This is a genomic window from Bradyrhizobium sp. UFLA05-153, from assembly GCF_054185185.1.
Map to the genome: position 1 here is coordinate 52,398 of NZ_JBBIAM010000001.1, position 13,491 is coordinate 65,888.

8 protein-coding genes and 1 pseudogene are annotated in these 13,491 nt (G+C 63.6%); 6 read left to right on the forward strand and 3 right to left on the reverse strand.

Annotated features, from left to right (window positions below):
- Positions 1–324: 324 nt before the first annotated feature.
- The 3 genes from frc to Q2941_RS00275 all read right to left on the reverse strand — a co-directional run bounded on the left by frc (position 325) and on the right by Q2941_RS00275 (position 4,168).
- Complete coding sequence (frc, locus tag Q2941_RS00265; RefSeq protein ID WP_458191182.1) at positions 325–1,602, reverse strand: formyl-CoA transferase; 1,278 nt, start codon at positions 1,600–1,602, stop codon at positions 325–327.
- Positions 1,603–1,665: 63 nt separating this feature from the next.
- Positions 1,666–3,399: an oxalyl-CoA decarboxylase gene (gene oxc, locus Q2941_RS00270; RefSeq protein ID WP_458191184.1), complete on the reverse strand. Its 1,734-nt coding sequence runs from the start codon at positions 3,397–3,399 to the stop codon at positions 1,666–1,668.
- Positions 3,400–3,472: 73 nt separating this feature from the next.
- Positions 3,473–4,168 (reverse strand): GntR family transcriptional regulator, encoded by a 696-nt coding sequence (locus tag Q2941_RS00275; RefSeq protein ID WP_051389613.1) that lies wholly within the window; start codon positions 4,166–4,168, stop codon positions 3,473–3,475.
- Positions 4,169–4,507: 339 nt separating this feature from the next.
- Between Q2941_RS00275 and Q2941_RS00280 the strand changes: the two genes are divergently transcribed.
- From Q2941_RS00280 to Q2941_RS00305, 6 genes and pseudogenes are all read left to right on the forward strand, one after another.
- Complete coding sequence (locus tag Q2941_RS00280; protein ID WP_458191186.1) at positions 4,508–6,637, forward strand: acetate--CoA ligase family protein; 2,130 nt, start codon at positions 4,508–4,510, stop codon at positions 6,635–6,637.
- Positions 6,638–6,810: 173 nt separating this feature from the next.
- Positions 6,811–7,662 (forward strand): IclR family transcriptional regulator, encoded by an 852-nt coding sequence (locus Q2941_RS00285; protein ID WP_458191188.1) that lies wholly within the window; start codon positions 6,811–6,813, stop codon positions 7,660–7,662.
- A 115-nt stretch (positions 7,663–7,777) separates the two neighbouring features.
- Positions 7,778–9,580 (forward strand): adenine deaminase, encoded by a 1,803-nt coding sequence (locus tag Q2941_RS00290; protein WP_458191190.1) that lies wholly within the window; start codon positions 7,778–7,780, stop codon positions 9,578–9,580.
- Positions 9,581–9,733: 153 nt separating this feature from the next.
- Positions 9,734–11,524, forward strand: a complete 1,791-nt coding sequence (gene gcl / locus Q2941_RS00295; RefSeq protein WP_027521213.1) for a glyoxylate carboligase — start codon at positions 9,734–9,736, stop codon at positions 11,522–11,524.
- A gap of 13 nt (positions 11,525–11,537) precedes the next feature.
- Complete coding sequence (gene hyi / locus Q2941_RS00300) at positions 11,538–12,323, forward strand: hydroxypyruvate isomerase (protein ID WP_027521212.1); 786 nt, start codon at positions 11,538–11,540, stop codon at positions 12,321–12,323.
- 217 nt (positions 12,324–12,540) lie between these two features.
- Positions 12,541–13,427 (forward strand): annotated as a pseudogene (locus tag Q2941_RS00305) (2-hydroxy-3-oxopropionate reductase).
- Positions 13,428–13,491 lie beyond the last annotated feature (64 nt).

Sequence of the window (13,491 nt, forward strand, 5' to 3'; positions counted from 1 at the left end):
GTATGCCCGAGAGGAAAGGGCACCTTTCGCGCAATGCATGTGTCCGGTTACGGCCCAACTCGGACCATAAGCGACGTCCGCGCTTCCGCGGATGTCGGTCCGATAGGGATGTGGAGGACTCTGCGATGGTGGACTTTTGCCACTGATTTGCCCGACGTGTCAAATGAGTTCGTAAAAGCAGAAATCCATGTGCTGACGATCCTCAGCTACTTTGCATGGGGTTGTTTTTCAGCTTTTGGTGGAAGCCGCGCGAGCGAGAGAGAGGGCACGCAAAAAAGGCCGCCTGAACAGGCGGCCCTTCGTCTCGGGTCGAAGTAGTCCCGCTTACTCAGCGGCCTGCTTCTGCGGCGGATCGAGCGCGCCGGACTTGTGGATGTCGGCGACCTGGTGATCCGAGAAGCCGAGCACGGAGCGCAGGATCTCGTCGGTGTGCTCGCCGAGCAGCGGGGAGCGCTGCACGTCGCTCGGTGAGTCCGACAGCTTGATCGGGTTGCCGACCGAGATGTACTTGCCGCGGGTGGGGTGGTCGACTTCGACCACGGTGCCGGTCGCGCGCAGCGACTGGTCTTCCGCGATCTCCTTCATCGAGAGGATAGGACCGCAGGGGATGTCGTCCTTGTTGAGGATCTCCATCGCCTCGAACTTCGTCTTCGTCATCGTCCACTGCTCGATGCGGGCGAAGATCTCGTTGAGCCGCGGCAAGCGGGCGGGGGGCTTTGCGTAGTTCGGATCGGTCTTCCAGGTCGGCTCGCCGATCACGTCGCAGATCTTCTCCCAGACCTGGGCCTGGGTGATGAAGTAGATGTAGGCGTTCGGGTCGGTCTCCCAGCCCTTGCACTTCAGGATGCGGCCGGGCTGGCCTCCGCCGGAGTCGTTGCCGGCGCGCGGCACGGCATCGCCGAACGGAATGCCTTCGCCGAACTGGCTGTACTCCTTCAGCGGACCATGGGCGAGGCGCTGCTGGTCGCGCAGCTTGACGCGCGCGAGGTTGAGCACGCCGTCCTGCATCGCAGCCGTGACGCGCTGGCCCTTGCCCGAATGCGTGCGCTGATAGAGCGCGGTGACGATGCCGAGCGCGAGGTGCAGGCCGGTGCCGGTGTCGCCGATCTGCGCGCCGGTGACAAGCGGCAGGCCATCGCGGAAGCCGGTGGTGGAGGCGGCGCCGCCGGTGCACTGCGCGACGTTCTCATAGACCTTGCAGTCCTCGTATGGCCCGGGACCAAAGCCCTTGATCGAGGCGACGATCATCTTGGGGTTGATCGCCTGGATCTTCTCCCAGGGGAAGCCCATGCGGTCGAGCACGCCGGGGCCGAAGTTCTCGACCAGCACATCGCACTTCCTGATCAGCTCGGTGAGAACCTCCTTGCCCTTGGGGTTCTTGGTGTCGAGCGTGATCGAGCGCTTGTTGTGGTTCAGCATGGTGAAATACAGGCTGTCCACGTTCGGGATGTCCTGCAGCTGGCCGCGGGTGATGTCGCCGACACCGGGACGCTCCACCTTGATCACGTCGGCGCCGAACCATGCCAGCAATTGCGTGCAGGTCGGCCCCGACTGGACGTGGGTGAAGTCGAGAATGCGAACGCCCGTGAGCGCCTTGGTCATCGTGTTTGCTCCGTACTCTGTCTGCCCCTGCACCCGCAGGGAATAATGGGTTGAAGGGGTAGCTTACTTCTTCTTCTGCAGAACGCTCTGCGGATTGAGATTGCCGATGCGGCCGCTCTCCGAGCCCGCCGCCGGATCGATCACCGCGTTGATCAGCGTCGGCTTGCCCGAGCTGATCGCCTCGTTGACGGCGCGCTTCAATTCGTCCGGCGAGGTGGCGTTCACGCCGACGCCGCCGAAGGCTTCCATCATCTTGTCGTAGCGCGCGCCCTTGACGAACACGGTGGTCGCGGGATCCGAGTTGGCGCTGTTGACGTCGGTGCCGCGATAGATGCCGTCATTGTTGAAGATGACGACGCAGATCGGCAAATTGTAGCGACAGATGGTCTCGACCTCCATGCCGGAGAAGCCGAAGGCGCTGTCGCCTTCCACCGCGAGCACGGGGTTGCCGGTCTCGAGCGCAGCCGCAATCGCCTGGCCCATGCCGATGCCCATCACGCCCCAGGTGCCGACGTCGAGACGCTTGCGCGGCTTGTACATGTCGATGACGCCGCGGGCGAGGTCGAGTGTGTTGGCGCCTTCGTTGACGAGGATCGCGTCGGGATGCTCCTTGATGACGTTCTTCAGCACGCCGAGCGCACCGTGATAGTCCATCGGCGACTTGTTGTTCATGAGCTTCGGCGCCATCTTGGCGACGTTCTCTTCACGCTTGGTCGAAACAGCCTTGGTCCATTCGGCCGGCGGGGCGGTCCAGCCCGCGCCCATCGCCTGGTTGAAGGCGGAGACGACGGAGCCGATGTCGCCGACGACGGGCGCGACGATCTCGACGTTGGAGTCCATCTCCTTCGGCTCGATGTCGACCTGGATGAATTTCTTGGGTGCTTCGCCCCAGCTCTTGCCCTTGCCGTGCGAGAGCAGCCAGTTGAGCCGCGCGCCGATCAGCAGAACGACGTCGGACTCTTTCAGCACGGTCGAGCGGGCGGCGCCGGCGCACTGCGGATGCGTGTCGGGGAGAAGGCCCTTGGCCATGCTCATCGGCAGGAAGGGCACACCGCTCTTCTCGACGAAGCTCTTGATCTCTTCGTCGGCCTGCGCGTAGGCCGCGCCCTTGCCGAGGATGATAAGCGGGCGCTTTGCGCTCTTCAAAACATCAAGTGCGCGCTTCACTGAAGCAGGCGAGGGGATCTGCGCGGGCGCAGCATCGATCACCTTCACGAGCGACTTCTGGCCGGCATCGGCGTTCATCACCTGGCCGAACAGCTTTGCCGGCAAATCGAGATAGACGCCGCCGGGACGACCCGAGACCGCGGCGCGGATCGCGCGGGCCAGACCAATGCCGATGTCCTGGGCGTGCAGCACGCGATAGGCCGCTTTACACAGCGGCTTTGCGACCGCGAGCTGATCCATCTCCTCATAGTCGCCCTGCTGGAGGTCGACGATCTCGCGCTCGGAGGAGCCCGAGATCAGGATCATCGGGTAGCAGTTGGTGGTGGCGTGGGCCAGCGCGGTAAGGCCGTTGAGGAAGCCGGGGGCCGAAACGGTGAGGCAGACGCCGGGCTTCTTGGTGAGGAAACCTGCGATGCCCGCCGCGTAGCCGGCGTTCTGCTCGTGACGGAAGGAGATCACGCGAATGCCGGCGGCCTGCGCCATGCGGCCCAAATCCGTGATCGGGATGCCCGGCACATTATAAATGGTGTTGATGCCGTTCAGCTTGAGCGCGTCGATGACGAGATGAAAACCATCCGTCAATTCCTGCTCGGTGCCCGGTGCTTCGGACTTGGTCGCGGTATTCAGCATGGGCCTTGTCTCCCTGGTCTCAAGGTGCCGTTTAGGCTTTGGGGGCGAATGGTTCGCCCTTCTGGTGAAGTTGCTATGTAAAGAGTTCCTGGCCATGCGCTTCGACGTAAGCCGCAAGGCCAAGGGTGTGATCGCGGGCGCGCTTTTCGGCGAGCTCGGTGTCGCGCGCCTCCAGCGCTTCGATGATCCCGAGATGCTCGGGCAGTGAGGTCGCAGTGCGATCCTTCCGTCCGATCGTCAGTTGCCGGTAGCCGCGCACATGCAGCAGGAGGTCGTTGGTGAGGTCGACGAGGATCGGCGATTCCGACAGCGAGATCAGCGCCTGGTGAAAGGCGATGTTGGCGCGCGAATATTCCTCGATGTGATCCTCGGGCAGGCGGTCCTTTCCGAAGTCCTTGAAATAATCGCGCAGCGCCGAAATGTCCTTCTTGCGCGCAGTGGTGGTGATCAAGCGCGCCGCCATGCTCTCGAGCGCCGCCCAGGCGCGGATCATGTCGACGATCTCGCTCTTGGTCCTGCGCACCACCATGATGCCCCGGCGCGGCACGGTCTTCACGAAGCCGTCCTGCTCAAGCATCGCGATCGCTTCGCGGATCGGCGTCCGGCTCACGCCCAGGCGTTCGGACAGCGCGCGCTCGTCGAGCATCACCGGCTCGGGCGTCGAATAGATGTCCATCTTGAGGATCGCTTCCTTCAAGGCGTCATACGCCTTGTTCTTGAAGCTGCTCTCCGGGGCAATACGGACGATTGCGAGATCTGCCTCGGCCATGTTGGGCGATGCCTTGATTTGCTTCACGACGATTCTCCTCCTCAGGGGGAGTCGTCTTTTACAGGAATATTTACCGAAATGTTTTTGGCATACCACATGCCAGAATGTCAAGCTGCCTATTTTTTGCGGCCCTCGGCCTCAGGACCCGCCTTGACAAGTTGGCTTCTGGCATACCAAATGCCATCGCCAGCCATTTTTGATCCAAGCCGGCGGAGTAAACTCGGGCTTTCTGCCCTCCGTTCCGCCGCATGGAACAAGGCGCGGCGAATGGCAAGCATCACGGGCAGCCGTAATACGCGCGCCTTGCAAAGCAAGATCTGAGGTCAAGGGAGAAACCACATGTCGAATTCCAAAGATGCCGTCCGCAGGGTGCTTGACCAGGTCAAGGCGGACAACCGCACCAGCCTGACGGCCCCCGAAGGCAAGCTCGTCTGCGATGCCTACGGCATTCCGGTGCCGAAGGAAGGGGTTGCGAAGTCGGCGGGCGAGGCCGGCAAGATGGCGACCTCCATGGGTTTCCCGGTCGTGATGAAGATCGTCTCGCCCGACATTCTCCACAAGACCGAGGCCGGCGGCGTCATCGTCGGCCTCAAGACGGCTGAGGATGCCGAGAAGGCCTACGAGACCATTCTCTCCAACGCCAAGAAGTACAAGGCTGACGCCAAGATCGAAGGCATCCAGGTGCAGCAGATGCTGGCCGGCGGCACTGAGGTCATCGTCGGCTCGATCACGGACGGTTCCTTCGGCAAGCTGGTCGCCTTCGGCCTCGGCGGCGTGCTGGTCGAAGTCCTGAAGGACATCACCTTCCGCCTCGCGCCCGCGACCAAGGAGGATGCGTTGTCGATGCTCGACGGCATCCAGGCGCATGAGATTTTGAAGGGCGTTCGCGGCGGCGAGCCGGTGAACCGCAACGCCCTTGCCGACGTCATCGTCAAGGTCTCGCAGCTCGTCACGGACTTCCCCGAGATCGTCGAGCTCGACCTCAACCCGGTGTTTGCGACGCCGAAGGACGCGACTGCCGCCGACGTGCGCATCGTCGTCGACTTCGCCTACAAGCCCAAGCCGAAGCCGCGCCCGACCGAAGAGATCGTCGCGGCAATGAACCGCATCATGCAGCCGAAGGGTGTCGCCGTGATCGGCGCCTCGGCCGAGGACGGCAAGATCGGCAACTCCGTGATGAAAAACCTCATCAACGGCGGCTACAAGGGTGAGATCATTCCAATCCATCCCAAGGCCTCCGAGATCCTCGGCTACAAGGCCTACAAGAGCGTCAAGGACGTGCCGGGCGTGGTCGATGTTGCGGTTTTCGCGATCCCCGCAAAGTTCGTCGCGGGCGCTTTGACCGAGTGCGGCGAGAAGAAGATCCCGGGTGCGGTACTGATTCCCTCCGGCTTTGCGGAGGCCGGCGCGCCCGAGCTCCAGGCCGAGATCGTCGAGGTCGGCAAGAAGTACGACATCCGCCTGATGGGGCCGAACATCTACGGCTTCTACTATACGCCTGCCAATCTCTGCGCGACCTTCTGCACGGCCTATGACGTGAAGGGCCATGCGGCGCTGTCGTCGCAGTCGGGCGGCATCGGCATGGCCATCATCGGCTTCTCGCGTTCGGCGAAGATGGGTGTGTCGGCGATCGTCGGCCTCGGCAACAAGTCCGATATCGACGAGGATGATCTGCTCGCCTTCTTCGAGCAGGATCCGAACACCAACCTGATCGCGCAGCACTGCGAAGACCTCAAGGATGGTCGCGCCTTTGCGGAAGCGGCAAAACGCGTCTCCAAGAAGAAGCCGGTCGTCGTGCTCAAGGCCGGCCGCACCTCGGCCGGCGCGAAGGCGGCGTCCTCGCACACCGGTGCGCTCGCCGGCAACGACAGGATCTATGAGGACGTGTTCAAGCAGTCCGGCGTGATCCGCGCGCGCTCCCTGCGGCAGTTGCTCGAATTCGCCCGCGGCGTGCCGGTGCTGCCGACGCCGAAGGGCGAGAACGTGCTGATCATCACCGGTGCCGGTGGCTCTGGCGTGCTGCTGTCGGATTCGTGTGTCGACAACGGCCTGTCGCTGATGTCGATGCCGCCGGATCTCGACGCGGCCTTCCGCAAGTTCATCCCGCCGTTCGGCGCGGCCGGAAATCCTGTGGATATCACCGGCGGCGAGCCGCCGATCACCTACGTGAATACGGTGAAGCTCGGCCTCTCCGACGATCGTATCCACGCGCTGATCCTCGGCTACTGGCACACGATCGTCACCCCGCCGATGGTGTTCGCCCGCAACATGGTCGAGGTGAAGAAGGAGATGGAGGCCAAGGGTTTTGTGAAGCCCATGGTCGCCTCGCTCGCCGGCGACGTCGAGGTCGAGGAAGCTGCCGAATATCTCTACCAGCACGGCATCCCGGCCTACGCCTATTCGACCGAACTGCCGGTCGAGGTCCTCGGCGCCAAGTACAAGTGGGCGCGCGGGGCAGGGCTGCTCTGAGCTGAGGAAACAAGAGATGCCGCTTCGGAAGTTTCCGGAGCGGCATTCTGACTAAGCGCAAGTGACGTGCGTCATTCCGGGGCGATGCGAAGGATCGAGCCCGGAATCTCGAGATTCCGGGTCTGGTCCTTCGGGCCATCCCGGAATGACGAACCAAGAGGCGGCAGGTCGCGATGAGCAAGAACGTGATCCGACGCAAATCGCTCGAGCCAAGACCGCCCCGAGAGGCGGATAGCGATGCGCGCGACGGCGGCGTGCAGTCCGTCGACCGCGCGCTGTCAATCATCGAGACGCTGGCCGAGGACGACGAAGGCTATCGCTTGCGCGATCTTGCCGTCCGCACCGGGCTGTCGGCCTCGACCGTGCATCGCCTGCTCGCGACGCTGGAAAGCCGCCGCTTCGTGCAGTTCGATCGCGCCGAATCCAAATGGCACGTCGGCGTGCGCAGTTTTACGGTTGGCGCGAGTTTCGCACGTCGGCGCAATTTCACGGCGCAGGCCATTCCCTACCTTCGCAAGCTGCGCGATCTCACCCGCGAGACCGCCAACCTTGCCGTCGTCGACGACGAATTCATCATCGTGCTGACGCGCATGGAGAGCCGCGAGATCATGCGCTCGTTGACCAAGGTCGGCGGCCGCGTCGCGATGGTGACCTCAGGCGTCGGCAAAGCGGTGCTGGCGACCTATTCGGACGAGGATGTCGGCGCGGTCATCCGGCATCACGGCATGCCGAGGCTCACGGAAAAATCGATCGTGCGGCCGAGCGATCTCTTCAGGGAACTCGCGACGATCCGCAAGCAAGGTTTTGCGGTGGACGATGAGGAGGCGCAGATTGGCCTCAGATGCGTGGCGGCTGTGGTCTACAATGCGCTCGCCGAGCCACTCGCCGCGATCTCTGTCTCCGGCATGACCAGCCGTATCACCGACGGCCGGCTGCCCGAGATCGGCCGCGTGGTCCGGGAGGTGGCAGCGGAACTCACCGCGGCGCTTGGCGGCGTTGTGCCCGCGGCTGCGGAGAAGGCCTGAACGGTTGGCCGGCAGCGTGCCCAACGCGTAAGCAGCGGTGCCGTTTTATTTGAGTTGCCCCTTCTGGCCGAGGGCGCAACCATCGCTTGGCCAACCACGCCCCGCGAGAGTCCTGATGACCAAACTGACCCGCTTTGCCGTCGCGCCTCTGCACAGCATGACCCGCCGCCTTGCCGACGTCGCCTCCGGGCGCGTTGCGCCTGACCTCGTCATCACGGGGGCGCGGGTGCTGTCGACCTATTCGGAGCGCGTCCACCCGGACCGCGAGGTCTGGATCACGGGCGGCCGGATCGCGGCGGTGAAGCCGGCGGGCACGGCCAAGAAGGCCTGGAGCGGCGTGGCCGTCTATGACGCTGCCGGCGGCATCGTCGCGCCGGGCCTCGTCGATCCGCATATCCACATCGAATCCTCGATGGTGACGGCCTGCGCCTATGCGGAAGCGGCGCTGCTCAATGGCACCACTACGATCTTCTGCGACAGCCATGAGATCGGCAATGTCATGGATGTCGCCGGCGTCGAGGCGATGCTTCAGGACGCGCGCGAGGCGCCGCTGTCGATTTTCCTGACGGTACCCTCGACGGTGCCGGCAACATCAGCTGAATTGGAAACTGCGGGCGGCGATCTCACTCCCGACAAGATCGCCGGCCTGTTCGACCGCTGGCCGGAAGCGGTGGCGCTCGGTGAGAAGATGGATTTCGTGCCGGTGACAATGGGCGACGAGCGTAGCCATGCGATTCTGGCCGCCGCGCTCAAGCGCGGGCGTCCGGTGTCCGGTCATGTCTATGGCCGCGAATTCGTCGCGGCGTATGCGGCATCCGGCGTCACCGATACCCACGAAGCAATTGATCGCGACATTGCCGACGATCTCCTTGATGCCGGCGTCTGGGTCTTCCTGCGCGGCGGGCCTCCGACCACGCCCTGGCACTCGCTGCCGCAGGCGATCCGCACCATCACCGAGCTCGGGGCCTCCCACAAGCGCACCGCGGTATGCACCGATGACCGCGACGCCGACGATCTCTTCCTGTTTGGCCTGGACTGGGTGGTGCGCGAGGCGGTTAAAGCCGGATTGTCACCGGAGCAGGCCTGGTCGATGGGCTCGCTGCATGGCGCGACGCGCTTCAACATGGAGGGCGAAATCGGCGGCCTCGGCGGCGGCCGCCGCGCCGATCTCGTGCTGATGGACGACAATCTGAAGCCGCAATGCACTTGGTATGGCGGCGAGCTGGTCGTCGAGAAGGGCAAGATCACAGAGCTCCTCGATCGGGCGCTGTCGCAGCGCTATCAATATCCAAAGGCGGCTTACGCGACCGTGAAGCTGCCGGAACAGCTCAAGCTGACGCCGGAGCTTCCGGCGAAGGCTTGCACCGTCAATGCGATCAAGACCGCGATTCCCGGCATCACGCTGATCCACGAGAAGGTCAGAATCGAGCCGGCGAAGGATTGGCCGACGCTGTTTGCGCGACACGCCCTGTGCTTCGTGTCGGTGGTCGAGCGCCACGGTAAATCGGCCGGCAACGTCGCCTTTGGCCTCTTGAAGGACTTTGGCCTCAAGCGCGGCGCGGTGGCCTCCAGCGTCGGGCACGACAGCCACAACATCATCGTCGCCGGAACCAACGAAGCCGACATGCAGGTGGCGATATCAGCCATCAAGCAGCAACAAGGCGGCGTCTGCGTAGTCGCTGATGGCAAGGTGAGGGCGCTGGTTCCGCTGCCGATCGCAGGGTTGCTCTCGGACAAGCGGATCCCCGAGGTGGCCGAGGAGGTGCGGGCCCTGAAGGAAGAATGGGCGGAGGCTGGCTGCACCATCCCCTACATGGGCTTCAATTTGATTCCCCTATCCGTCATTCCGGAAATTCGCATCACCGACAAGGGCCTCGTGCTGGTGCCGCAGATGGAGCTCGCGCCCTTGTTCGAGTAGCCGCTTTCACGCGTCTGTTGACCTAACCGATTGAGACCGCCGCAGATTTTTTTGCGGCTACCGCATCGTGGAAAATAAAATCGATCTCGTTGAGAGGGCGCCTCTTGCGATCGATGATCACGCTCGAAGTGACGCAACCGAGCGAGGTCCGATATGGCGAAGATGCGAGCCGTCGATGCAGCCGTGCGAATTCTGGAGAAGGAAGGCATCTCGACCGCCTTCGGCGTTCCCGGGGCCGCGATCAATCCGCTTTATTCGGCGCTGAAGAAGCGGGGTTCGATCCGCCACATCCTGGCGCGCCATGTCGAGGGCGCCTCACACATGGCGGAAGGCTATACGCGGGCCAAGGCCGGCAATATCGGCGTCTGCATCGGCACGTCGGGACCGGCCGGCACCGACATGATCACCGGGCTCTATTCGGCGATCGCCGATTCCATTCCGATCCTCTGCATCACTGGGCAGGCGCCACGCGCGCGGCTCTACAAGGAGGACTTTCAGGCGGTCGATATCGAATCCATCGCCAAGCCCGTGACCAAATGGGCAGTCACCGTGCGCGAGCCCGCGCTGGTGCCGCGGGTGTTCAGCCAGGCCTTTCACGTGATGCGCTCGGGGCGGCCGGGGCCGGTGCTGATCGATATGCCGCTCGACGTGCAGCTCGCCGAGATCGAGTTCGACGACGAGACCTATGAGCCGCTGCCGGTCTACAAACCGACCGCGACGCGCAAGCAGGTCGAGAAAGCGCTGGAGATGCTCAACGCCGCCGAACGGCCGCTGATCGTGGCGGGTGGCGGTATCATCAACGCCGATGCGTCCGACCTGCTCGTCGAATTCGCCGAGACCGTGAACGTGCCTGTCGTCCCGACGCTGATGGGGTGGGGCGCGATCCCCGACGATCACGTGCTGATGGCCGGCATGGTCGGCCTGCAGACCAGCCATCGCTACGGCAATGCCACCATGCTCGAATCCGACTTCGTGCTTGGCATCGGCAATCGCTGGGCCAACCGGCACACCGGCTCGATCGAGACCTACACCAAGGGCCGCAAATTCGTGCATGTCGACATCGAGCCGACGCAGATCGGGCGCGTCTTCAATCCCGATCTCGGCATCGTCTCGGATGCGAAGGCCGCGCTGGAGTTGTTCGTCACCGTCGCCAGGGAGTGGCGGCGGACAGGCAGGTTGCGCGAGCGCCAGGCGTGGCCCGCGACCTGCCGCGATCGCAAGCGTTCGATGCTGCGCAAGAGCCATTTCGATAACGTGCCGATCAAACCGCAGCGCGTCTACGAGGAGATGACCAAGGCTTTTGGCCGCGACACCTGCTATGTCACCGTCATCGGCCTGTCGCAGATCGCCGGTGCGCAGTTTCTGGGCGTCTACAAGCCGCGCAACTGGATCAATGCGGGGCAGGCGGGGCCGCTCGGCTGGACACTGCCGGCCGCGCTCGGCGTGAGGGCAGCATGTCCGGATCGCGACATCGTCGCGCTCTCGGGCGACTACGACTTCCAGTTCCTGATCGAGGAGCTCGCGGTCGGCGCGCAGTTCAATTTGCCCTACATCCACGTCGTCGTGAACAATTCCTATCTCGGCCTGATCCGCCAGGCGCAGCGCGGCTTCGATATGGACTATCACGTCCAGCTCTCCTTCGAGAACATCAACGCCCCCGAGCTCGGCGTCTACGGCGTCGACCACGTTGCGGTCGCTGAAGGCCTTGGCTGCAAGGCGATCCGCGTCACAGATCCGAAGGACGCGCAGGCCGCCTTCGCGACCGCGCGCGAGTTGATGGCGAAGCACCGCGTCCCCGTGGTGGTCGAGTTCATCCTCGAACGCGTCACCAACATCGCGATGGGCACCGAGATCGACAATATCGTCGAGTTCGAGGAAGTGCTTGATCTGCCGCTCGACGAGGTCGAGATCACGCGCCCGGGCGTGCTGCAGCCGGCGGAATAGGGAGGACAGCATCGTGCCGAAATTTGCCGCCAATCTCACCATGCTCTTCAACGAGATGCCGTTTGTCGACCGCTTTGCCGCGGCAAAAGCGGCAGGCTTCAGCGGGGTCGAATATCTCTTCCCCTACGATTTCGACAAGGCGCTACTGCGCGAGCAGCTCGAGGCTCACGGACTAACCCAGGTGCTGCACAATCTGCCTGCCGGAAATTGGGCGGGCGGCGAACGCGGCATCGCGATCCTTCCCGATCGCGTCGCCGAATTCCGCGACGGCGTGTTCCGCGCCATCGACTTTGCCAAGGCGCTCGACTGCGACCGGCTCAACTGCCTCGTCGGCATTGCGCCGGCGGATGCCGATCCGCGCGAGTTGAACGAGACGCTGGTCGGAAACCTGCGTTTCGCTGCCGCGGCGTTGGCGCGTGAGAATATCGAGCTGCTGATCGAACCTATCAACACCCTCGACATTCCCGGCTTCTTCCTCAACGGCACCGAGCAGGCAGTACAGCTCATCTCCGAGGTGCGTTCGGGCAACCTGTTCATCCAGTACGACATCTATCACATGCAGATCATGGAGGGCGACCTCGCCCGCACCATGCAGAAATATCTCGACCGCATCTCGCATATCCAGCTTGCCGACAATCCCGGCCGCCACGAGCCGGGCACGGGCGAGATCAACTATCCCTTCCTGTTCCGCCATCTCGACGCGATCGGCTTTCGCGGCTGGATCGGCTGCGAATACAAGCCGCGCACCACGACGCTGGAAGGCCTTTCCTGGCACGCGGCGCAAACTTTCGAGACCTAGAACGTAGCCACAGCGACGATGCGCTCCCTCTCCCGCTTGCGGGAGAGGGCTGGGGTGAGGGTGTCTCCACGATAAGATTCGTTGAGATGTGCGGAAGGAATCCCAACACGGAAAGAGCCCTCACCCGGCGCTGCGCGCCGACCTCTCCCGCAGGCGGGAGAGGTGCACCGAGCGCGCGGATGAAATTTCGCAAACGCAACTGAGAGAAAGTCACACCATGATCGACATCGGCTTTATCGGACTTGGCACCATGGGACGGCCGATGGCCGGCCATCTCCTTGCGGCGGGCCATCGTCTCTTCCTGCACGACGTCGCACCGATTGCGCCGGAGCTGATCGCCGCTGGCGGCGTCGCCTGCAAATCGGCGAAGGAGGTCGCGGAGGAGGCGGATGCCGTCATCATCATGGTGCCGGATACGCCGCATGTGGAGGCCGTGCTGTTCGGCAAGGACGGCGTCGCGAGCGGCATCTCCAAGGGCAAGATTGTGGTCGACATGAGCTCGATCTCGCCGCTGGCAACGAAGGAGTTTGCCAAAAGGATCGAGGCGCTCGGCGCCGATTATCTCGACGCGCCGGTGTCGGGCGGCGAGGTCGGCGCCAAGGCGGCGAGCCTCACCATCATGATCGGCGGTCCGGAGCGCGCCTTCAACACCATGAAGAGCGTCTTCGACAAGATGGGCAAGAACGTCACCCGCGTCGGCGCCAATGGCGACGGCCAGACCACGAAGGTTGCGAACCAGATCATCGTCGCGCTGACGATCGAGGCGGTGAGCGAGGCCCTGCTGTTCGCCTCGAAGGCCGGCGCCGATCCTGCGCTGGTGCGGCAGGCGCTGATGGGCGGCTTCGCCTCGTCGCGGACCTCGAGGTTCATGGCGAGCGCATGGTGAAGCGCAATTTCGATCCGGGCTTCCGTATCGAGCTGCACCAGAAGGATCTCAACCTCGCACTCGATGGCGCGCGAGCGCTCGGGCTCTCGCTGCCGAGCACGGCAGTGGCGCAGCAATTGTTCTCGGCCTGCACCGCGCACGGTGGCAAGGCGTGGGATCATTCGGCGATGGTGCGTGCACTCGAGTTGATGGCGGGTCACGAGATCGCCACTGCGTAAAACTGTTACGCAGTAACACTCCTTCGGATTGAGGCTCGTTGCCGCCGCTTGGGAACTCGGAACT

What these genes read in the sequence shown, in the direction of transcription:
- frc (WP_458191182.1), bottom strand. Translation starts at nt 1,602, where the DNA reads ATGACCAAGGCGCTCACGGGCGTTCGCATTCTCGACTTCACCCACGTC.
- Q2941_RS00285 (WP_458191188.1), top strand. Translation starts at nt 6,811, where the DNA reads ATGAGCAAGAACGTGATCCGACGCAAATCGCTCGAGCCAAGACCGCCC.
- Q2941_RS00280 (WP_458191186.1), top strand. Translation starts at nt 4,508, where the DNA reads ATGTCGAATTCCAAAGATGCCGTCCGCAGGGTGCTTGACCAGGTCAAG.
- Q2941_RS00275 (WP_051389613.1), bottom strand. Translation starts at nt 4,168, where the DNA reads ATGGCCGAGGCAGATCTCGCAATCGTCCGTATTGCCCCGGAGAGCAGC.
- oxc (WP_458191184.1), bottom strand. Translation starts at nt 3,399, where the DNA reads ATGCTGAATACCGCGACCAAGTCCGAAGCACCGGGCACCGAGCAGGAA.
- gcl (WP_027521213.1), top strand. Translation starts at nt 9,734, where the DNA reads ATGGCGAAGATGCGAGCCGTCGATGCAGCCGTGCGAATTCTGGAGAAG.
- Q2941_RS00290 (WP_458191190.1), top strand. Translation starts at nt 7,778, where the DNA reads ATGACCAAACTGACCCGCTTTGCCGTCGCGCCTCTGCACAGCATGACC.